Consider the following 20,848-nt stretch of genomic DNA (forward strand, 5'->3'; position numbering starts at 1 on the left):
ATATTAAGAAATTGTTAAGTTTTATATTTTCTAAATTTTTCGCCTAATACTACGAAAACGACCATATTCATTTTACGAATATGGTCGTTTGGTAGGTTTTACTGAAAAAACTCTTTCATTTTTTCAAAGAAGCTTTTTTCAGATTTATCGGGTGAGGGTGTAAAGTTTTTAGAGTTTCGCAGTTTTTCCAAAATAGCCTTTTCTTCGGGGGTAAGTTTTTTAGGCGTCCAGATATTGACGTGAATGAGCTGGTCGCCACGGTCGTAACTTTGCAAATCTTTCAAACCTTTGCCTTTCAAGCGTAAAATTTTACCGCTTTGCGTACCCGGTTCAATCTTTACTTTCACTTTGCCGTCAAGGGTAGGCACTTCTACGGTAGCTCCCAAAGCGGCATCAATGAAACTAATATGCAAATCGTAAATGATATTATTACCATCTCTTTTGAGTGTCTCGTCTTCCGCTTCTTCAATTACAATGTACAAATCGCCATATTGCCCACCACGTTGGGGGTAATTGCCCTTGCCTGCGATAGAAAGTTGCATACCTTCTTGTACCCCCGCAGGCACACGAATAGAAATTACTTCTTCCTCCAAGGTTCTGCCTTCGCCTGCACAGACTTCACATTTCTGGCTGATAATCTTACCACTGCCACTGCAAGTAGGGCAGGTGCTGGTAGTTATCATTTGTCCAAGCATTGTATTGGTTACACGGCGAACTTGCCCTGTGCCGCCACAAGTGCCACAAGTTTGCAAAGAAACACCATTTTTTGAGCCATTACCATTGCAAGATTTGCAGGCTACATAGCGTTTTACTTTTACTTTCTTTTCTGCTCCTTCTGCAATTTCTTGTAGCGTAAGTTTGAGCTTAATACGCAGATTAGTGCCTTTATTCACGCCTCTGCTTCTGCCACCGCCCATTCCTCCGCCTCCAAAGAAACTTTCAAAACCTGTACCCTCGAAAATATCGCTGAAGCGGGCAAAAATATCTTCCATATTCATATTGCCGCTGAAGCCACCACCAAAGCCACCTGCACCGCCTACGCCATTGTGTCCGAATTGGTCGTAACGTTTGCGTTTTTCGGGGTCTGAAAGCACTTCGTAAGCCTCTGCCGCTTCCTTGAATTTCTCTTCGGCTTCAGGATTGTTGGGATTTTTGTCAGGGTGATACTTTATCGCCAGCTGTCTGTATGCCTTCTTGATTTCTTCGGGTGTAGCACTCCGAGAAACCCCCAAAACTTCGTAATAATCTCTCTTTGCCATAATCTAAAATAGAGTTTTAGCCCAAAAATAAACCTTCTACGCTCCTGTAACCACTTTTGCAAAACGCAGTACTTTCTCGCCCAGCATATAGCCTTTTTCTATGGTATCTATAACTTTGCCTTTCATCTCTTCGCTTGGGGCGGGTACTTGCGTAATGGCTTCGTGCTTGTCGGGGTCAAAGGCTTCGTGGGTAGATTTGATTTCTGCAAGTCCTTGCTTTTCCAAAAACTTAGCAAACTTTTGATGAATAAGCATAATGCCTTCTTTGATGCTTTCCAGATTCGCTTCACTATTTTCAAATGCTTTTAAGGCACGTTCAAAGTCATCAAAAATAGGTAGTAATTCTAAAAGAAGTTTAGCATTGGCTTGCTCAATAAATTCAACTTTTTCTTTGGCAGTTCTACGCCTGAAATTTTCAAAATCGGCATAGAGGCGAATGTAATTATCCTTTTGCTCTGCCAAAGCAAATTCTAGTTTCTTTACTACTTCTTCTAAGTTAAAAACATTATTGCTACCTGAAGCTGATTTTTCGGAATTTTGTATCTCTTCTGTCAAAACTTCTTTGTTTTCGGTGTTTTCGTTAGAATTGCTATTCTGCTTTTCTTGCTGATTTTCGTTTTTAGGATTTTCTGTACTCATAACCACAAAAATTTTTGCAATTTACGAAGGTTCAATTTCTTTGCCAAATTAAAAATACTGCCATTTTGACAGAAAAAATAAACGAACACTTGTTTAGTGTTCGCTGAAAGTATCTTTACCATTTTGGTAAAATTTATTGCAACAATAGTTTCAAAAAATCCTCGTCAATCACACCCGAAGGATAGCTTTGCTTTTCTTGTTGAATTTTTTTGATTGTCTGCTCGGTTTCATCACTGAAAACACCATCTATTTGTATAGGTTGCCATTTCTGACTGATAAGTTTTTGTATTTCCCAAATAGCTCTATCTTTATCACCTTTGCGGAAAGTTTTACCTGCTAAGAGTTTATGCAAAGCGTAATTTTTTTCGCTGATGCCATTTTTTTCAATGTAAGCAATAGCTTCATTATCAAAGCCTTGCTGTTTGAGTTTTTTGGAGAGAATAAGTTTTGCTTCTAAAAATTTTACTCTTGCCCGCATAGTTTGGTAAGTATGAGCGGCGTTTTTGGCTTGTGGAATTTCCATATCTGCCGAAAGGACATCAATACCGTGGTTTGTCCATTGTTCCCTTGCGAAGTTTCCTAAATGTGTTGCTGTTTCAAAGTATTCTTTTACCAAAGCAGGTTCGTGATAATTGACATCAATTTCTTGCATATTTATTACATAATCATAAGCATTCGGGTAAGAAAACTTACGATATTTTTGGTATTGAAAAAAGGTGAGCAAGCCCAAAAAAACGAGAAATAAAAAAATAATAACACGCTTCATAAGCAAAGAACAGAGTTTTTTATGGTTTTTTGAAAAATTTTTGCAAAAAAATTTGGTAGATTTTGGGATTTATATTACATTTGCAAAGTCAAATTTAAACAGCAAACGGATATGAAATCACCTTTTGGAAATCCTTTCGGAATGCCTTTTGGCAAGCCCTTTGGCACAAAGTAAAAGCTAATCAATTGTAGCTATTACTTTGAGTTCAATGGCAATAGGCGTAGGCAAAGCCGTAATACCCAGCGTAGTTCGGCAAGGCTGATTATCTTTGAAATATTCAGCGTAAATCTTGTTATATTTGGGAAAGTCCTCTTTCATATTGGTCAAAAAGACCGTAACATCTACAATCTTATCCCAAGAAGAGCCTGCCTCCTCTAAAATATAGCGAATATTCTCAAAAACAGAATGACATTGAGCTTCAATGTCATAACTAATAATATTTCCGTTCTCATCAAGCTCAACACCCGGAATTTCTTTGCTACCTCGTTTGCGAGGTCCTACTCCTGAAAGAAACAGCAAATTCCCTACTCGTCTTGCGTGAGGGTACAAACCGACAGGTTCGGGGGCTTTGGAGCTATGAATCAAATCTTTGTCTTCGGGCATATATCTTGTATTTAATGAATTTCAGCTAAACTTTCTTCATTGGCTTGTAAAATATGCTCAATGTCGCTATCTGAAAGAGCTACCGAAACAAATAAACTTTCAAATTGCGAGGGTGCTAAATATACACCTTTTTGAAGCATCTTATGAAAATATTTTCCAAAAAGTTCTGTATTGGAAGTTTTAGCAGTCTGAAAATCAATAACTTGTTTGTCTGTAAAAAATAGGCTATACATTGAGCCAATTTGATTGATAGTATAAGGCAAGTTCAGTTTTTGTAAAGTTTTCTTCAGTCCCTCTACGATTTTTTGTGTGATTTGTTCTAACTTTTGGTAAATCTGAGGGTTTTCGTTCAGTTCGGTAAGCATCGCGTAGCCTGCCGCCATAGCAATAGGGTTACCTGAAAGCGTACCCGCCTGATATACTTTGCCCACAGGCGAAACGCTATCCATAATTTCCTTTTTGCCACCATAAGCTCCCACAGGCAAGCCACCTCCAATAATTTTTCCCAAGGTTGTCATATCGGGGGTTATGCCAAAGAGTTCCTGTGCCCCTCCACGAGCCAAACGAAAGCCTGTCATTACTTCATCAAAAATCAAGATGATGCCTTCTTGGTCGCAAATAGTTCGTAAGCCTTCTAAAAAGCCTTTTTGGGGCAAAACGCACCCCATATTTCCAACCACAGGCTCTACAATAATACAAGCTATTTGTTTAGGATTGGCGTCAATGAGCTTTTTTACTGCGTCCAAGTCGTTGTAAGGGGCTGTGAGCGTATCATTGGCAACGCCTTGCGTTACGCCAAGGCTATCGGGCGAACCCATTGTGTAAGCTCCGCTACCTGCCGCAATCAGAAAGCTATCGCCGTGTCCGTGGTAGCAACCTTCAAATTTAATGATTTTATTTCTACCTGTAAAGCCACGAGCTACCCGAATGGCACTCATACAGGCTTCGGTGCCTGAATTTACCATACGTACTTTTTCTATGGAAGGCACCATTTGGCAAATGAGTTCAGCCATTTCCACTTCCTTGCGGGTGGGTGCCCCATACGAAAAAGAATGGGGTAGTGCTTCTGCGATAGCTTTCTGAATGGTAGGGTGGGCGTGTCCGAGTATCATCGGACCCCAAGAGTTGATAAGTTCAATGTAGCGGTTGTTGTCCTCATCATAGAGATATGCTCCTTCGGCACGCTTGATGAATAGCGGCGTCCCACCTACCGACTTGAAGGCTCTGACGGGAGAATTTACACCACCGGGCAAGAGTGTTTTTGCTTTTTCAAAAAGTTCTTGGCTTTTCTGAAAGTTCATAGCTATTTGGTAATTATTTACGTTAAAAAGTTTAAGGGTTCAAGCGTTTGAGGTAAAAGTTTTACTTCGTCTAAACATCTAATGTTTTTAAGTCCTATTTTCTGTTTCATTACTGCAAGCTATACCTAAACAATACGCTATTTGTTTTTCACCAAACTAATTCCGAGTTCGTCTAATTGTTCTTGGAAAATTTCGGAAGGAGCATCAATCATAACATCTCTGCCCGAATTATTTTTAGGGAAAGCAATAAAATCGCGAATGCTATCAGCACCGCCGAAAATGGCACAAAGCCTATCAAAACCAAAGGCAATGCCTCCGTGAGGAGGGGCACCATAGCGAAACGCATTCATCAAAAAGCCAAATTGCTTTTCGGCTTGCTCGGCAGTAAATCCTAAAACTTCAAACATTTTTGCTTGCAAGTTTTTATCAAAAATCCGAATAGAGCCACCGCCTACTTCTGTGCCATTGATAACCATATCGTAAGCATTGGCTCTTACCTTTCCCAACTCACCGTTTTGCAGAAAAGTTATATCTTCGGGTTTGGGCGAAGTAAAGGGGTGGTGCATTGCAAACCAGCGTCCTGCCTCTTCATCATACTCAAAAGCGGGAAAATCTACTACCCAAAGGCAGGCAAATTTATTTTTATCGCGTAAGCCCAAACGAGTTCCTATTTCCAATCGTAATTCTGAAAGTTGTTTGCGGGTTTTAGTGGTTTCGCCGCTCAAAATCAGAAGCAAATCGCCTGCTTCGGCTTGCATTTCTTTTGCCCAAGTCTGCAAATCGTCTTGGGAAAAGAACTTATCAACTGAAGACTTAAACGAGCCATCGGCTTTGCATTGTACATATACCAAGCCTTTTGCTCCAATTTGTGGCTTTTTGACAAAGTCTGTAAGTTCATCAAGTTGCTTTCGGGTGTATTCGGCACAACCTTTGGCACAAATTCCTACAACAATTTCGGCGTTATCAAATACCTGAAAACCTTTCCCTTTTGCCAGATGTGTAATGTCGGTAAATTTCATTTCAAAACGCAAATCAGGCTTATCCGAGCCGTAGTAGCGAGTGGCGTCTTCGTAGCTCATTCGGGGCAGGGGAGGAATTTCAATACCTTTTACAGCACGGAAAAGATGTTTGATAAGTCCTTCAAAAGTTTGTAAAATATCTTCTTGTTCTACAAAAGACATTTCACAATCTATTTGTGTAAATTCGGGCTGGCGGTCGGCACGTAGGTCTTCGTCGCGAAAGCATTTTACAATCTGATAGTATCTATCAAAACCTGCTACCATTAGCAACTGCTTGAAAGTTTGCGGCGATTGAGGCAAAGCATAAAACTGCCCCAAATTCATTCGGCTGGGAACTACAAAATCTCTTGCACCTTCGGGGGTAGATTTGATAAGTACGGGGGTTTCTACTTCTATAAATTTTTGACTATCTAAGTATTTGCGTGTTTCTTGTGCCATTTGGTGGCGGAGTTCCAAGTTTTTGCGAACTACATTTCTACGCAAATCCAAGTAGCGAAATTTCATTCGCAAGTCGTCGCCGCCATCGGTTTCGTCTTCAATTTTGAAAGGAGGGATTTCGGCGGGGTTTAGCACTACAATTTTTTCAGCCCATACCTCTATTTCACCCGTAGGAATTTTAGGATTTTTGGATTCTCTTTCGGCTACTTTTCCTGAAACCTGAATAACAAATTCTCTGCCCAAACTGCGAGCAATTTCAAAGAGTTCGGCAGGGGTTTTGTTTTCTACAAGGGTAATTTGTGTAATACCATAGCGGTCGCGTAAATCTATCCATAAAATAGAGCCTTTGTCGCGAATGGTTTGTACCCAACCTGCCAATGTTACGGTTTCGTTTTGGTTGGAAAGTCTTAATTCGCCGCAAGTATGTGTTCGGAACATAACTGATTGATTTTTCAAATGGTGTGCAATTTAGGTAAATTTGCGGGTTGTACAAAAAACTTACAATTCCATTTTTAAGAACTTACCCGTATAGCTTTGGGGGTGTGTAGCGAGTGCTTCGGGAGTGCCTTCGGCAATGATGTAGCCTCCTGCTTCACCTCCTTCCAATCCTAAATCTATGATATGGTCGCAAACTTTGATAACATCAAGGTTATGTTCTATGATAAGCACGGTATTGCCTTTTTCTACCAATTTGTTGAGGAAAAAAAGCAGTTTTTCAATGTCCTGAAAATGCAAACCTGTGGTAGGTTCGTCGAGAATGTAAAGGGTTTTGCCTGTATCTTTGCGGGAAAGCTCAGTGGCAAGTTTTACTCTTTGAGCCTCACCCCCCGAAAGCGTAGTGGCGGGTTGCCCCAAAGTAATATAGCCCAAGCCTACTTCGTGAATGGTTTTTATTTTAGAAAGAATACGGGGCTGATTTTCAAAAAAATCCAATGCTTGCTCTACGGTCATATCCAGCACATCTGCAATAGATTTTCCCTTGAAACGAACTTCCAAAGTTTCCCTGTTGTAGCGTTTGCCCTTACAATCGCGGCAAGGGATATGCACATCGGGTAAAAATTCCATTTCAATTGTAACCACACCTGCTCCTTCGCAAGTTTCGCATCTTCCACCTTTTACGTTAAAAGAAAAACGCCCAGGTTTATAGCCTCTGATTTTGGCTTCGGGGAGCTGTGCAAATAAATCCCGAATATCTGTAAAAACTCCTGTATAAGTGGCGGTATTGCTTCGGGGGGTTCTGCCAATAGGCGATTGGTCAATTTCAATTACTTTATCCAAATGCTCTAAGCCTTCAATGCTCTCGTAAGGCAAGGGTTCTTTTTTGGCGTTGTAAAAATGCTTGTTGAGAATAGGAAAGAGCGTATGATGAATAAGGGAGGATTTGCCTGAACCTGAAACACCTGTAACAGCAATCATTTTGCCCAAAGGTAAAGAAAGCGTAATATTTTTGAGATTATGCCCTTTGCAACCTTTCAGTACCAGAAATTTGCCATTACCTGCTCTTCTTGCTTGGGGAACTTCAATTTTGGCAATGCCTTTCAGATATTGAGCCGTTAGCGAGTTGGGGTTTTGCAAAAAGGTCTGGGGCGAGCCTTTGCCAACAATTGCTCCGCCGTGCCTTCCTGCTTCGGGACCAATATCTATGATGTAATCCGCTTGCAACATCATATCTTTGTCGTGTTCTACCACAATCACCGAATTGCCAATATCTCGTAAGTTTTGCAGAGATTGAATGAGCTTTTGGTTATCTCTTTGGTGTAAGCCGATACTGGGTTCATCAAGCACATACAAAACGCCTGTGAGTTGTGTGCCTATTTGCGTAGCCAAGCGTATGCGTTGCGATTCGCCGCCTGATAGGGTTTTTACGGCTCGGTTGAGCGTCAGATAGTCCAGACCTACATCAATCAGAAATTGCAATCTTTTGCGAATTTCTTTCAAAACCTCTTCGGCAATGCGTTTTTTTATGCCTTGCATACGATTTTCCAAGCCTTGTAGCCATTGAGCCAGTTCTGTAATGCTCATAGCGGAAAGCTCGGCAATATTTTTATTATCAACTTTGAAGTACAAAGCCTCTTTTTTCAATCTTGTGCCATTACATTCGGGACAGAGTTGGCTACTCAGATACTCGGCATAATGCTCTTGGACACTGCTTGAACTTTCGTTCATCATTTTTTGCATAAAAGGAATGATACCCTCAAAAGTAGTGTGCCAATCGGTACCAGGGTATTTGGTAGAGGCTACTTGAATGGTCTCTTTGCTTCCGTAAAGAATAATATCCAAGACTTCGCGAGGAATTTCGGCAACAGGTTTTTTAATAGAAATTTTGTATTTTTTGAGTATGCTTTCAATTTTCTTAAAAATCCAAATGTCCCGAAATTCGCCCAGAGGGGCAATAGCCCCTTTTTCAATGCTGATATTTCTGTTGGGAATAATGCTATCTTCGGTAAAATTTTCAATAATGCCTAAACCTTCGCATTTGGGGCACCAGCCATAAGGCGAATTGAAGGAAAAGCTATTAGGGGCGGGTTCATCATAGCTGATACCCGAAGTAGGGCAAGTATAAAATTGGGAATAAAAACGCAGTTGCTCTTGCTCATCAATCACCAGAAGTGTGCCTTTACCTTCTTTGAGAGCTTTTTGAATAGAATCGTTTAGACGAAAATCATCTTTTACTTGCAGGCGGTCAATAAGAACCTCAATATCGTGGATTTTGTAGCGGTCAAGTTCTAATTTGGGAGAAATTTCTTGAATTTTTCCATCAATACGGGCTTTCAGATAGCCTTTTTTGGCAATTTCGGAAAATAGCTCTTTGTAGTGCCCTTTTCTACCTTTTACCAAAGGAGCAAGAATAGAAATCTTTTGATTGGCATAGGTTTGCAAGATGCTTTCTCGGATTTGGTCGGGCGATTGTTGAATCATTTTTTCGCCTGTAACGTATGAGTATGCCTCACCTGCACGTGCAAAAAGCAATCGTAAGAAATCATAAATTTCGGTAAGCGTTCCTACCGTAGAGCGAGGGTTTTTGGAGGTCGTTTTTTGTTCAATGGCAATAACAGGGCTTAAACCTTCAATTTTATCAACATCAGGGCGTTGCATCTCGCCAATGAACCCCCTTGCATACGCTGAAAAGCTTTCCATATAACGCCTTTGGGCTTCGGCAAAAATCGTATCAAAAACAAGCGAAGATTTTCCACTACCACTCACACCTGTTACTACTACTAACTTCTGACGAGGTATTGTAAGGTCTAAATTTTTCAAATTATGCTCACGAGCACCATAAATTTCTATTAGCTCTTCCATAGCCGATTTTTTTCCAAAACGCTAAATTAGGAAAAAAGTTTGAAGCGACAAGCTACTCTCTGGCATAGAAACGCAAAAACCAAATGTCTTTGTAAGGTTTCTGGCAAGCAGGAGGGGTTTCGGGAATTTCTTGTACTGCCACATCTGCTCTACAAGGGTTTGAGCGTAGCAATTCTTTTTTGCCATAATATTCCACCCAAAAGCGTACATAAAAAGCCTCTTCTGAAAGGTAAATATTCTGATTTTTATTCAGCATTGCTTTTACCTCATCAACTATCTTTTGATGATGCTGGTATGATTTGGGGTCGTAGAAATCTTGTATTTCTCGCCAAAACTGAAAAAATGAACCCGCAAAAATAAGCACTGCCACCAAATAAAGTCCTGCTATTTTTATTTGGGGCAAAAAATGGCTCAATACCATTGCTACTGCCCAGGCAAAGAAAATGGCATAGTATGTCCAGACACGATAAAACGGGAAAGCCTGCATCAGGCAAATAACCCCCAGCGTTACTGCCGTAGAAATTACCAAAAATTGCCAAATCTGCTGATGTGTGCGATTGAGCGTTTTTTTCCAAACAATCCAACTACCAAGCATACTTACTACTGCAAAAACTATGAAAGAAACGTATTTCGGTAAGCTCACAACATACCAAACAGATTCTCGCAAAGAAATGGGCAAAATGTAGCTAAAAAACCATTTGCTATCGTAATCTTTGGGTGCAACGTTTTCATTGCCTAAAAGGGCATTTTTGCCGCTATACGCTAGCACGCCTACATACGCTACATATACGCAAGCCGAAATCAGCAAACCTACCCAAGCAAAGCGATAAAGCAAACTGAAAGGTATCTTTTTTCGTAAAATTTGCCAAAGCAAAAAAGCATAAAACGAAAGCATTGCATACAAAAATACAGGCACAGCCCAAAATCCAAGCACACAAGCTAAGCCAAAAAGCCACAAATACAAAGAATGATAGTTTTGTAGATACATTAGCAAAGCAAAAAAGGCAATAAATATGCACAAAGCCTCAAACATATACGCCCTGCCTTGTACAGAAAAAACAGATTGGCTAAATCCCAAACCTGTGAGCAGAAGGGTTAGATAGGCTATCTGAAAGCCACTTTTACGCAAAAAAAATACAAAAACTACTGCAAGTAGTCCCCAAAAAGATAGGATAGAAGTTAAGCGTAAGGCAAGCATATTATCGGAGACGAAAAAGTGCCAAAAATAGGTTGTCAGGTTGTAGAAAAGGTGATTGTTTGGCACAGGATAATGCGTAAGCGTAACCGAAGCCCCTTGCGAAGCGAAAAATAACCAAGAAAAAGCCTCGTCCATAGCCAAAAATATGTTTTGGTACATAAAAACTTGGTGAACTGCAATGGCAAGCAAGGTAAAGACCAGCAACCATTTCTGATTTTTTGAAAGAGTGCTAAAATCTTGCTTAAAAAGCGTATAAATGCGGTTTAATTCTTTGATACCTTCCTGGAAATGTTTTTGTATAGTTTTTAGCAAAGCCCAAAAGATGATTTGGAGTGCCAAAACTAAACAAAGGGCGATAGATAACCATATTTTAGCCTGCTCGTAGGTTTGAGGGCTGAAATGCTGTTTGGCAAAGAGATGATGTCTGAAAATTCCTTGATGTTTCTGTAAATAAGTATTTAAAATTTCAGTGTAGCTGGTTTGCCAAAACCAAAGCCACTCTCTAAACAAATATACACTGATAAAAATAGAAAAAAGGGCAAAAGCGACAATTTTTATGTTAAATAGTTGTTTCATTGGTTTTTTGCTACAATGATACAAAAAAATTAAAAACGAACCTGTCTAATTTATGAAGGCGGGTTTGAAAAGTTTGGGCTTTGAAAGTTTTGATTTGAGCTATACTTCTGAACCTTTGAGTTTCTTATGCTTACAATAGTATTTTATGTAACTGATTAGCAAATTTTTACAAAATTTTATACAAATTTTTTTGAAAAAAATTTGGCTAATACTTGAAAAGTGCGTAATATTGCAGTCCAAAAACACTCCCGAATAGCTCAGTCGGTTAGAGCATCTGACTGTTAATCAGAGGGTCGCTGGTTCGAGCCCAGCTTCGGGAGCTTCAGAATCAAAAAATAAAAGCCCTTTCAAAAGGGCTTTTTTATTTGCATAACATTCTGAATAAGGGTTTTTGGGGAATACGAAAATCACCCAATTTTTTTCTTTACAACAATATAGCCTGGGTACTTGATATAGCCTTTACCTACGGAAATGGAGGGCTTTACTCGTAAAGTTAGATTTTTAGGTTGATTATTTTCATCTTTAATGCCAATCGCTTTACCAATTAGCTCCCTACCTTCTTTTTGTGAAAAAATTTTATAGAGGTCTGAGCTGATTTGCAAAGGCATCACGATATTTTCGCCTGCGGGTATTTCGTACCGCTGATTGACAACCCCTTTGGCTATTTCCACTTTATCAATTTCGGCAATCCATTCTAAATAATTGAGTGCGGCGAGTTTATCGTTGGGGTTATTGATGTTGATATTGAACGTAAAATTGAGCGGTAGAGTTTTTTGTGAAAAAGATTTCAGAAGTGATGCTACATCTAAAACACTCACTTCGCTAATATCTGTTTTTTCTTGCAAATTGATTCCTGCCAAACGCAAGTTATCAATGCCTGCACTTGTGAAATCGCATTGGGCAAGGTTTTTTAGCTCTCTGAAAGTACGGCAAGAAAAAGTAAGTAAAAGTAAAAACGCTAATAGACTAATTTTTTTCGTAGTGTGTAGTAAATTCATAAGGATACGAGGTAATAGTTTGTGAAGGAGTATTAAGTGATTTTTGAGTTTTTCTTCTTTTACGCAAAACCAGCAAAATTTGTGTGAAAGAAAGCATTATTGTAAATAAAATAGCAAAATACACATACACATTGAGTAAGTTGGCAAAATAGGCGGCAACGATTACGAATATATTGAGAGCATATAAGATAAAACTGGCTTGTAAATGCGAACAGCCTACATCAAGCAATAGATGATGCAAATGGTTTCTATCACCCGAAAAAGGGGATTTGCCTTGTGCCGCTCTTACAATGAATACTCGCAAGGTATCAAAGAGAGGTATTACCAAAACCGCGATGGCAAATAAAGGAGCTTTCCCCCCTACGAAGGAAACTTCGGTTTTGTTCATTTCTATAAATTTGATAGCAAAAACCGCAGAAATAAAGCCTAAAATCAAGGAGCCTGTATCTCCCATAAAAATTTTCCCTGTAAAATTGTAACGGAGAAACCCTAAGGTTGCTCCACAAGTAGCCATAGCCCAAATGGCAAGGCTTTCTTCGCTATGTCTGAAAAACCATATTCCAAAAGTAGAAATCACAATACAAGCTACGCCACCTGCCAACCCATTGATGCCATCAATGAGATTGAAAGCATTGATTATCACTATCATTGTGAAAATAGTTGCGGCATAAAGTACCCAAGTAGGGGCATCGTAGGTAAAAAAGAAACCATACAAACTACTCAATTGAACATCTCCCCAAAATACCACAATGCCTACTGCTAGCAGTTGAGCCAAGAACTTTTTGTAGGGCGTTAGGGGAATAATATCGTCTTTGATGCCCGTGAAAAACAAAATAGTAATGGCTGAAAGGAATGTTCCTAAATCTAAATTTTTGCTGTGATGGGCAAAAAAGGTAGCGGAAATCACGGTGCCAGCAAATATGGCAATACCGCCCAGTGTTGGTACTTTTCGGATATGGATTTTCCGAAGCTCATTGGGTTCATCGTATAAATGCTTCTGCTCGGCAACCTTAATGATAGCAGGAATACTTACCCACGCAATAACCAGCGAGGCAAGGAAAGTAACAATAAAGATAAAAATCATCATAAACACCTGTTTTCACGTTCGCCTCAAACCTTACAACATAATTTTGGTTCAGGAAAAACACTTTTTCAAAAAATATCAGAAGGCGTTTTTATCGCCTTTGAAAATCGCCTTGATTGTCCAGAAAATAATGAGAATATCCAACCAAAACGACCAATTTTCTATGTAAAATACGTCCATTTTCACCCGATTTATCATAGAGCGAACATCACGGGTTTCGCCTCGGTAGCCTTTTACTTGGGCAAGCCCTGTAACTCCCGGTTTTACCAAATGCCTCACCATATATTTTTCTACAATGTGCTGAAATGTATTATTCAGTTCCAAAGGGTGAGGACGGGGACCCACCACGGTCATATCTCCTAAAAGTACATTAAAGAACTGCGGTAATTCGTCTAAACTTGTTTTTCGTAAAAATTTACCAATTTTAGTTACTCGGCTATCGTTGCGTGTAGCTTGCACAAATTCTGCATCTTTTTGGTAGGTCATTGTGCGAAATTTGTACACCCAAAATATTTTCCCATCTTTACCTGCTCGCTTTTGCTTGAAAAAAACTGGACCTTTGGAAGTTAGTTTGATAAGCAAAGCGATAATAGGAAACAGCCAAGTAAAGATAAATAAAATTACTGAAAGCGAAAAGAAAATATCAAAACTTCTTTTCAGAAACTGGTTGAAAGCGTCATTGAGCGGCTCTCGGCGAGAAAGCACCACAGGTACATTCCCAAACTGCTCTACGGCTACTTCGGCGGCAGTAAAATCTTTTAAGTTGGGAAGCAGGCGTATGCGTTTGAGGTGGTTATCGGCAAATTGGGTAATTTTTTTGAGTTGCTCGCGACTGATGCTATCTAGCGAGCAATAGATTTCGTCAATATTGTTTTCTAAAACAAATTTTTCCAAGTCTTTGAGTTTGCCTTTTATGAGCGAATTGTTTTCTTCTTTTTCGTCGAAAAAGCCAAAAAACTGATAGCCTCTATCTTTATTTTTGGTAACAAAATTGTATAAATCCAAACCTGCTTTTCCATAACCTACAATCACAATGCGGACTTGGTTGTAGCCCATTTTTCGGTAAATTCGCAAGAGCCACAAAATTAACATTCGCCAAATAGCAATAAGTATGGCAAAAGTGGAATACGAAACAATCAGGTGAAAGCGTGAATAGGCTTTTTCTTGAATAAGTACCAAAAAAATAGCCATAAGTGCAAAATGCCAAGCAATGGCTTTGAGCATTTTACGAACAATTGTCCAGTATTCTTCTAAACGTGAAATTTGATAAGTTTTGGCAAAAATGGCAATCCCAATCCAAACTATATTGGCGTAAATGCCTATATACCAATAAGGCTCTTCAAAAACCCCTTCAAAACTTTTGAAGCGAATGAGATAAGCTATCAGAAAGGCTAAATTCAGAGCAAATATATCTCCTAAGGAATAGAAAAAACGCACAAGCCTTCTGTATGAAGATTGCTCCATAAATACTACTAAATTTTAGCCCAAAAATACAGAAAATTCTGTTTTTATTCCAAGATTAAAGTGATTTTCAAGATTTTTAGAATTTTATATTTGATGATTTTCAAAGATTTATCCCAAAGGTCTTGGGAAACTGACTTTTATTGAATGTACTAAAAACTAAAACTCTACGGCAGGTAGAGTTTTAGGTAATGTATTCAGGTTGAAAAATTTGGATTAGCGTCCTTGGCTTAATTTTTCCATTTCAGCCTCAAAAGTTTTTTTGAATTTTTCGTAGTCGTAGTCAATTTTGAGGCGTTCTTCTTGGGAAAGTTTTTGCATACGTTTGTTGTAAGATTCAAGCAAATCGTCTGTGGTGAGTTCTATGGCAATATAGTATTTGTACGTACCTTGTTGAGTTTTTACGAGTTTTTCGCAGATAGTTTTTGTTCCAGCAATTTCTTGGTCAATCACTTCGCGGGTTAGGTTCTCGTAGCGTTCTTCTACTTCTTCTTTGTTGTTGAACTCACGTGAATTTACGTAATTATCCGTAACTGCCTTGATACGGGTATTGATGCTACGAGCCAGTTCATCGCGACAGTTGCTCAATGCTTTACGTTTGGCAACCATTTGGTCTTGGCTTTCACCCATTGCATTGGCTCGGAAAGTTTTTTTATCCGTAAAGTACTGCGGACCAGAGCAGGGTACTACCACTTCCTCCTCACCTTTGGGAAGTTTGACTTTTTCTTTCTTTCTACAAGAAAACGAAACTACGGCTACCAGAGCTATAAACGTGAAATAGATAAATGACTTTTTCATAAAAACAGTTTTTTTGGTTATACATTACTCGTAAAGCACGAATAATGCCAAAGTTAGAAAAACTTTCTAAAAAAAGCAAAATTATTTTGTAAAATTTTGAAAATCAGCGATTATTTGCATTTTCCGTCAGAAAAAATAAAAAGCAATATCATTGATGATGTTACTGCTCACAACTTATTTTTTATTTTTCAACTTTTCAATGGTTTCTTTTACGGCGGTTCTGTTATCAGTAGGCTGGTACTTGAATATTTTATTAAATTTGGAGCTATCAAAGTAATAATCTCTATCGTATTGATAACGCATTTCGTACATTTCTTTCAGAATAGGTACAAAAAGTCCAAGAACCCTCATACCCCAACCAGGTAGAACTTGGTATTGATTGCTTGTGTTCATTTCTTGGGCAAAAAGGTCTATCCATTGCTCACCAGTGATTTTTTGAGGGTCTGTTGGTAAGTTCCAAATTTGATTATAGGCTTCGGGGGTATTGCCCAGCATTGCTGTACCTTTTGCCAAATCGGGGGCATAGCCTGTTGTATGAATAACCTTGGCATTACAAAACCATTGAGCTTTTTTGCCTTTGGCTAAATTATCATATACCAAGTTCATCAAAAGACTTCTTTCCTTAAACTCACTGAAAAAGTCGGGGGCACGAGCTATAATCGCGTTTAATTGATTGCTTTCAATAGCATTAAGAATAAGTTTATCCACTTGGGCTCTAACTTCTCCTTTTTTACTAGTAGGGCTGATAGGAGAGGTTTCTGTAATATGTTTTACATTATCGCCACCAATGGCATAGACATTATCAAAGAAAACAAGTTTGCATTTGAATTTTTCACAAGCGTCTATTACGTTCCGTACCAGAGGCACCCACATTTTTTGCCAGAGCTTGGTGTTGTAATCTATGCCTACCGTGAGATAGACTATTTCGCTACCTTCTACTGCCTTTTCAACTTGTTCTTTGACAGATAGGTCAGCACTCAGCAGTTCATCGTTAGGATTTACTTTTTTGGGATTTCTACTGACAAGCCTGATGCTATGAGTATAACTGGATAATGCTTTTGCCAATTCTGTTCCAATGGCTCCACCTGCACCTAAAATGGTTTGTTTCATATCTGATATGTTTGAGATTGCTCTTGATGCTAATTGGCAATTTTACTGCTCAATGTATAATGAAATATAACTCACAATGTTATCGCAGAATCAAAAAATGCTTTTCAAGCCAAACAAGCTACGCTTTTTTCTAATACACCCTAATTTTTTGCCCTACGGCAAGGTTTTCGCCTTTAAGATTGGGGTTTAACTTTCGGATTTGCTCAACAGAGCCGTTGTAGCGTTTGCTGATACTCCAAAGCGTATCGCCTTGTCTGACAACGTGATACACTGCTTTGCTTGCAGAAAGCGTATTTTTGTTAGTTGCTCCTGCTACTGCTCCTACGGGTGGGGTTTTAAGGGCTACTTTATGAACTGGAACTTTTGTTTCTGGGCTATTTTGAGCCTCTTTTTCACCACTTTCTGTTTTGTTATTGTTTTGAGCTAAATTTTCTTCGCTATTTTCAGGAGTTTCCTTTTCTTTCTCCTCTTTTTCTTTGTTTTTTTCTTCTACCCACAACACAAGGCGTTGCGAAGCCATTAGGTTTTGAGAGCGAAGTTTGTTCCAAAGCATTACATCGCGGGTATGTACTTGATACACTTGGGCAATTTGAGCAAGTGTTTCGCCTTTGCGTACCGTATGCGTAACTTTCTTTTTACCTTTGGTACTGGCAAGAGCTTCGTTGTAAGTAGTAGGATAGGGAATATACTGATAGCTTCCTTTGCTGGCGGCTTTGAGAATATCTTCGCGGTGTTCGTTGAAATATTCTACTTTGTCTTTGGGAATACGCAAGGCGTAATCTTTGTAATGGCGAGGTACTACATTTTTTTTCAACTGAGGATTTAGCACTTGCAAAACTTCAAAATCAATATCTAATTGTTTGGCAAGTTCTTTTACATTTACAAATTGGCTTACTACAATCGTATCGGCAGGAATGTAAGTATGTACTTCTTCGGGAAGTTCGGCAAAATGCTCGTGATGATAGTTGAAAACGTAAGTTACAGCAATGAAAATAGGCACATAGGCACGTGTTTCGGCAGGAATGTAAGGATAGATGTCCCAAAAATTTCTTTTTCCTCCCGCTCTTTTGATGGCTTGGTCAATTCTGCCTGGACCCGCATTATAGGCGGCAAGAGCCAAATGCCAATCGCCAAATCTTTCATATAAGTATTTGAGAAAGCGAGCCGCCGCTTCGGTAGATTTGTAAGGGTCTATGCGTTCATCAATATAAAAATCTTGTTTTAAGCCATACATTTTACCTGTGAAAGGCATAAATTGCCACAAGCCCACTGCCGAAGCCCAAGAAGTTGCTTTGGGAATAAGAGCCGATTCTACTACCGAAAGGTATTTGAGTTCATCAGGCATATTGTATTTAGCCAAAATTTCCTCAAAAATAGGGAAATAGCGGTCTTTCCTCATCAAATAATACTTGATTTGCTTGCGTTGTTTTACGCAAAACCGCTCAATCTGCTTTTTTACAACATTGTTGTAAGTAAGCGGAATTTCATTTTCTATGCACTTCAAACGCTCTGCAACGAGGTCGTCGTGAATTGCGGGGATATAACCTTTAAGTTCAGCATCAATTTCTGAATTTTTAGCGGTTTCCGGCTGCCCATATAATTTGGGGCTTACACAGGCAAATGCTAAAAAGCCAAACAACAGAACCTTCACTACTTTTTTCATCGGTAGAGTATTTGGTTTTTTACAAAACATTTGTCGTGCCAAAGCAAGTCGGCAGTGTAAAGGTATAGAAAGTTTTTTACACTGCCAAAATTTAAGTCAAGATTGAGCTGATTTTCAAGATTTTCAGATTTTTATATCTTGATTTTCAGGTTTTTAGAAATATAAAAACAAAAGTTTTCATACTTTGATGCCCATTAGCAAAATATCATCTCTTTGCATCGTACCACGTTGGTAGGTGTCCAGAAATCCTTCTAAATGTTTTTTCTGTTCGCTCATAGGGAATTTGCAATTTTGGGAAAGCAAATACTTAAATTTAGCTTCTCCAAGTTTGATACGCTCCACGTTGTTTTGGTCTGTGAAACCATCGCTACCCAAATAAAGCAAACTACCTGATTTGAGCCGAAGCTCTTGATTGGTGAAAGGAACAGTTTCATTTTGGAAACCGCCAATAGAACGTCTATCACCTTTGAGCATAAAAACTTGGTCGTGGCCGGCTTCTATGTAGTAAAGCGGTCTTTTAGCCCCTGCATAAGTGAGTTTAGTGAATCCATCAGGTTGTTTTTCCAACACACACACCGATAAATCCATTCCATACTGATTGTCGGTTTTGTCTTGTTGTAGGGTAGAGCGAATTTCCTCGTCCAATTTTTTTAGAATTTCAGCGGGTTCGGTTATCTGGTATTGCTTCACTACTTTGGAAAGCATTGTGCTACCAATAATACTCATCAAGGCACCGGGTACGCCGTGTCCTGTACAATCTACGGTAGCTACAATTACTTTATTTTCAACTTGTTCTACCCAGTAGAAATCACCCGAAACTACATCGCGGGGGCGGAAAATGAGGAAATATTCGCCGAGTAGGTCTTTCATTTTATCTTCGTGAGGCAAAACAGCTTGCTGGATAGTCATTGCGGCATTGATACTTTTTTCAATTTTTTCGTTTTGCTCGGCAAGAATAGCGTTCTTTTCGGCAATGGCATCTCTTTGAGCCATAATTTCCTCTTGGTTCTGACGAAGTTCCTCGTTTTGGGCGGCGATTTGGTTAGATTGCTCCTGAATAGCAATAGATTGCTCCTGAATTTCTTTGGATTGCTTTTCAATTTCTTTGGCTTGGCGTTCAATAGCATTTTTTTGCTTGCGTATGCGTATGTAAGTGTAAATGCTGTAAGCAAGCCCAATAACAGCCAAAGCAATGATAATCATTAAGAGTTGGTTGATAAGTTCATTGGCACGGGCTTCTTTTTCGGCGGCTTCTTTTTGTTGTTTGGCGATTTTTTCTTTTTCTTTTACTTCAGCAAGCTCTTTTTCTTTAAGCACTTTTTCTTTCTCTTGGGCTTCAATTTTAATGGCTTGTAATTCTTTTTCACGTTGCAAAAGTTCGTTTTCTTGCTTTTGTTTTTCGGCTTCTGCTTGTTGTTTGGTGATTAAGAGAGCTTGCTCAATTCTTTTGCGTTCCAGCTCTTGGTTCAAGGCACGCGTACGGCTGATTTCACTTTCTTTACGAGCCAAATCGGCTTCTTGCTTGGCTTTTTCTCTTTCCAAAGCCAGCTGTTTTACGGTCATTTCTTGCTTTTCTTTTTCAGCAATATCTTGCTTGAGTTCGTTTTCTTTCTTTTCTACATTGATTTGCTCTTCAAGCAGTTTTTGCTGATTGGCGGCTTCTCGCTGTCTGACTTTCTCGCGAGTATCCTGATAGAGTTTGTTGTATTTTTGGTATTGAGTAAAATCTTTTTCTTTTTGGTAGATTTGAGCTAAAATATTGTAGCTAACTTCCAAAATGTTATCGCCATTGGGCAGGTTCTGAGCGATAGAAATTGCTTTTTCGGCTTGGGCAATGGCGGTTTTGCTTTTACCCGAAACGTAATTGTTAGCGGCTAAGTAATTGGAAAGGTTTGCAATTTCGTACTGATTTTTTTGCGATTCAGCAATTTTATAGGCTTTTTGGAAGTAATCGCCTGCATCATCAAATTTCCCAATGTAGCTATACGTTACACCCAAATTGGTGTACATTGTGAGTTGCTGTTGGGGACGCAGACGGCTTAATTTGCCGTAAATAGCGAGAGCCTCCATAAAGTGATCCATAGATTTTTGTGTGTTGCCGAGCTGTCGGTACAAAAATCCTAAATTGTTGTGGGTATCGGCGACTGCCATCTCGTCGCCCAGTTCTTTGTTGAGTTGCAGGCACTCCAAAGTATAGTTCAAGGCATCTTGATTTTTATCGGCGGCTTCGCAAATTTCAGCCAATTTGTGTAGGGTATTTACTTCGTCTTTTTTGCGATTTTCCTTTTTTTGCAAACGCAAAATTTTATCGTAGGTCTTTTGAGCATTGTTGTAGTCTTTGAGGGCAATTTGTGAGTTACCAATTGCACTTAAGATAGCGATTTTAGCAGGATTGTTTTCATTGTTTTGCTCTTGCAACTGATAAACTTGCTCAAAGTATTCAATGGCTTTTTTGTGAGCATTTTGCTTTTGGTAAGTAAGTCCCAAACGTTCTAAAATATTGATACGTTCAGGAATATCTTTGGCTTTGTTGAGTTCGGCAAGTAGCGTATTGATACTATTTTGAGCCAGCAACTCTAAGCAAAAACAAGTAAAAACGAACAACAGGCAATACTTAACAGGTTTCATAAACGTA

General features: G+C 39.1%; 15 protein-coding genes and 1 tRNA gene. 1 reads left to right on the forward strand and 15 read right to left on the reverse strand.

What is annotated here, in order from left to right:
* Positions 1–98 precede the first annotated feature (98 nt).
* The 8 genes from dnaJ to ACWITO_RS04065 form a co-directional block, all read right to left on the reverse strand.
* Entirely contained in the window at positions 99–1,259 is a 1,161-nt protein-coding gene (gene dnaJ, locus ACWITO_RS04030; RefSeq protein ID WP_448528727.1) for a molecular chaperone DnaJ, read from the reverse strand.
* A 36-nt stretch (positions 1,260–1,295) separates the two neighbouring features.
* On the reverse strand, positions 1,296–1,898 hold the full coding sequence (locus tag ACWITO_RS04035; protein ID WP_448528728.1) for a nucleotide exchange factor GrpE: 603 nt from the start codon (positions 1,896–1,898) through the stop codon (positions 1,296–1,298).
* 133 nt (positions 1,899–2,031) lie between these two features.
* Positions 2,032–2,664 (reverse strand): hypothetical protein, encoded by a 633-nt coding sequence (locus tag ACWITO_RS04040; protein ID WP_448528729.1) that lies wholly within the window; start codon positions 2,662–2,664, stop codon positions 2,032–2,034.
* Between the two features lie 177 nt (positions 2,665–2,841).
* A complete protein-coding gene (locus tag ACWITO_RS04045) occupies positions 2,842–3,267 on the reverse strand; it encodes a RidA family protein (RefSeq protein WP_448528730.1) in 426 nt (141 codons plus the stop codon).
* A gap of 11 nt (positions 3,268–3,278) precedes the next feature.
* Positions 3,279–4,568, reverse strand: a complete 1,290-nt coding sequence (hemL, locus tag ACWITO_RS04050) for a glutamate-1-semialdehyde 2,1-aminomutase (RefSeq protein ID WP_448528731.1) — start codon at positions 4,566–4,568, stop codon at positions 3,279–3,281.
* A 137-nt stretch (positions 4,569–4,705) separates the two neighbouring features.
* Complete coding sequence (gene aspS / locus ACWITO_RS04055) at positions 4,706–6,463, reverse strand: aspartate--tRNA ligase (protein WP_448528732.1); 1,758 nt, start codon at positions 6,461–6,463, stop codon at positions 4,706–4,708.
* A 60-nt stretch (positions 6,464–6,523) separates the two neighbouring features.
* Positions 6,524–9,325, reverse strand: a complete 2,802-nt coding sequence (gene uvrA / locus ACWITO_RS04060) for an excinuclease ABC subunit UvrA (protein WP_448528733.1) — start codon at positions 9,323–9,325, stop codon at positions 6,524–6,526.
* A gap of 52 nt (positions 9,326–9,377) precedes the next feature.
* Positions 9,378–11,099, reverse strand: a complete 1,722-nt coding sequence (locus tag ACWITO_RS04065) for a hypothetical protein (protein WP_448528734.1) — start codon at positions 11,097–11,099, stop codon at positions 9,378–9,380.
* A gap of 246 nt (positions 11,100–11,345) precedes the next feature.
* Here ACWITO_RS04065 and ACWITO_RS04070 point away from each other — a divergent pair.
* A tRNA-Asn gene (locus ACWITO_RS04070) sits at positions 11,346–11,419 on the forward strand.
* Positions 11,420–11,506: 87 nt separating this feature from the next.
* Here ACWITO_RS04070 and ACWITO_RS04075 read toward each other — a convergent pair.
* The 7 genes from ACWITO_RS04075 to ACWITO_RS04105 form a co-directional block, all read right to left on the reverse strand.
* Complete coding sequence (locus ACWITO_RS04075) at positions 11,507–12,097, reverse strand: hypothetical protein (RefSeq protein ID WP_448528735.1); 591 nt, start codon at positions 12,095–12,097, stop codon at positions 11,507–11,509.
* Entirely contained in the window at positions 12,066–13,184 is a 1,119-nt protein-coding gene (locus ACWITO_RS04080) for a glycosyltransferase family 4 protein (RefSeq protein WP_448528736.1), read from the reverse strand. Before ACWITO_RS04080 ends, ACWITO_RS04075 begins: the two co-directional genes overlap by 32 nt.
* Before the next feature lie 75 nt (positions 13,185–13,259).
* Positions 13,260–14,645 (reverse strand): undecaprenyl-phosphate glucose phosphotransferase, encoded by a 1,386-nt coding sequence (locus ACWITO_RS04085; RefSeq protein ID WP_448528737.1) that lies wholly within the window; start codon positions 14,643–14,645, stop codon positions 13,260–13,262.
* A gap of 213 nt (positions 14,646–14,858) precedes the next feature.
* Entirely contained in the window at positions 14,859–15,440 is a 582-nt protein-coding gene (locus tag ACWITO_RS04090) for a hypothetical protein (RefSeq protein WP_448528738.1), read from the reverse strand.
* Between the two features lie 174 nt (positions 15,441–15,614).
* Positions 15,615–16,550 carry an NAD-dependent epimerase/dehydratase family protein gene (locus tag ACWITO_RS04095; protein WP_448528739.1) on the reverse strand — a complete coding sequence of 312 codons (936 nt, stop codon included), beginning with the start codon at positions 16,548–16,550 and terminating at the stop codon, positions 15,615–15,617.
* A gap of 130 nt (positions 16,551–16,680) precedes the next feature.
* Complete coding sequence (locus ACWITO_RS04100) at positions 16,681–18,213, reverse strand: transglycosylase SLT domain-containing protein (protein WP_448528740.1); 1,533 nt, start codon at positions 18,211–18,213, stop codon at positions 16,681–16,683.
* A 177-nt stretch (positions 18,214–18,390) separates the two neighbouring features.
* The gene (locus ACWITO_RS04105; RefSeq protein ID WP_448528741.1) at positions 18,391–20,841 is read right to left on the reverse strand and encodes a tetratricopeptide repeat protein; all 2,451 of its coding nucleotides are present in this window, start codon (positions 20,839–20,841) and stop codon (positions 18,391–18,393) included.
* Positions 20,842–20,848: the final 7 nt, after the last annotated feature.

This window comes from Raineya sp. (genome assembly GCF_053497555.1).